The organism is Micromonospora sp. D75 (genome assembly GCF_018070405.1).
In the GTDB taxonomy this organism is placed as follows: domain Bacteria; phylum Actinomycetota; class Actinomycetes; order Mycobacteriales; family Micromonosporaceae; genus Micromonospora; species Micromonospora chalcea.
Genome location: NZ_JAGPXV010000958.1, coordinates 1 through 1453, shown reverse-complemented (window position 1 = coordinate 1453; position 1453 = coordinate 1). Strand labels below are relative to the sequence as shown.

Below are 1453 nucleotides of genomic sequence, written 5' to 3'. Positions count from 1 at the left end.
CCTCACGCCGCGCGGCAGCACGGCCCCACCTCGTACGACGGACCGCTGAACCGGTTCAGCTCAGCGGGCGGCGGACGGGAACCTCTCGAACCACGCCTCGACCCGCTCGGCGGTCGCCGGACGGGCCAGCGCGAAGCCCTGCCCGTACCGGCAGCCGGCCCGGCGCGCGCCCGCCACCTGGCCCTCCGACTCCAGCTCCTCGACCACCAACTCGACCCCGAGCCGGTCGGCCAGGTTCGCCACCACGTCGATGAGCGGACGCTGCCCGTCCCCACCCGGCCAGACCAGATGCGGACCCACCTTGAGCAGGTCGATCGGCAGGCGGCGGAGCTGGGCGAGCGAGGCGTGCTCGGCGCGGAAGTCGTCGAGCGCGGTCCGCACGCCGATCGAGCGGAGACCGGCGAGCCGGGCCACCACAGTGGACAACTCGGCGCCCACCCCCGGCTCGGCCACCTCCACCACCAGCCGCTCCGGCGACACGTCGTACGCGGCCAGCGCGGTCGCCGTACGCGCCACGAAGTCCGGCGCGGCCAGCTCACGCGGCGTCACGTTGACAGCCATCCACAGCTCCCGGCCGCCCCCCGACCACGCGGCGAGTTGGCGGCAGGCCCGGTCCACCACCCACCGCCCGATCTCGCCGACCAGATCGAGGTCGGCCGCCACCGGCAGCAACTCCGCCGGCAGCACGGTGCCCAGCGTGGGACTGCGCCAGCGCAGCAACGCCTCGGTGCCGACCGGTGTCCGCTCCGCGAGCGCCACCACCGGCTGGTAGACCAGGTCCAGCTCACCGCGCGCCACCGCGCCGGGCAGCTCCCGTTCCAGATCCAGGCGCCGGACCAGTTGCTCCTCCAGGTAGGCGTCGTACCACTCGACCCGGTCCCGGCCGAGCTGCACCGCCCGGCGGCGGGCCAGGTCGGCCTGACGCAGCACGTCCTCCGGCTCGCCGCTTCCGGTCTCGGCCAGCCCGACGCTCACCCGCACCCGGGCCACCCCGCCCGGCCGCGGGTACGGCTCGGTCAGCGCCGCCAGCAGCCGGGTGCCGAGCGCGTACGCCAGCACCGGCCCGACATCGGTGAGGACGGCGTACTCGGTGTCGCCCAGCCGGGCGATCAGGTCGTGCGCCTCGACGCCGGTTCGGAGCCGGCGCGCGACCTCGGTGAGCACCGGCCCCTCCGGCACGGCCGCGCCCTCGCCGTGCAGGTCGACCACGAGCAGGGCGCCACCGCTGCGCTGCGCCAACGCCCGGACCAGATCCGCGCGCGTCAGCGGCGCGGGCTCGACGGCCCGGGCATCAGGCCCGAGCCGGCGCCGCAGCCACGCCTCCCGGGCCGCCAGTCGTTGCACGCGGCGACGCTGGTCCGCGGCGGCGAGCAGCTCACCCACCATGATCGGCGGAACGACCGTCAGGCCCAGAGCCATCGCGCCGGTACTGAACTCCCCCACCACGCACAGA

Annotated in this window: 1 protein-coding gene; it reads right to left on the bottom strand. The window is 75.8% G+C overall.

The features are described 5' to 3' along the window. Positions 1-60 precede the first annotated feature (60 nt). Positions 61-1453 (bottom strand): GGDEF domain-containing protein (locus tag KBX39_RS31080; protein WP_210873969.1); only part of this gene is annotated, 1393 nt, incomplete at its 5' end.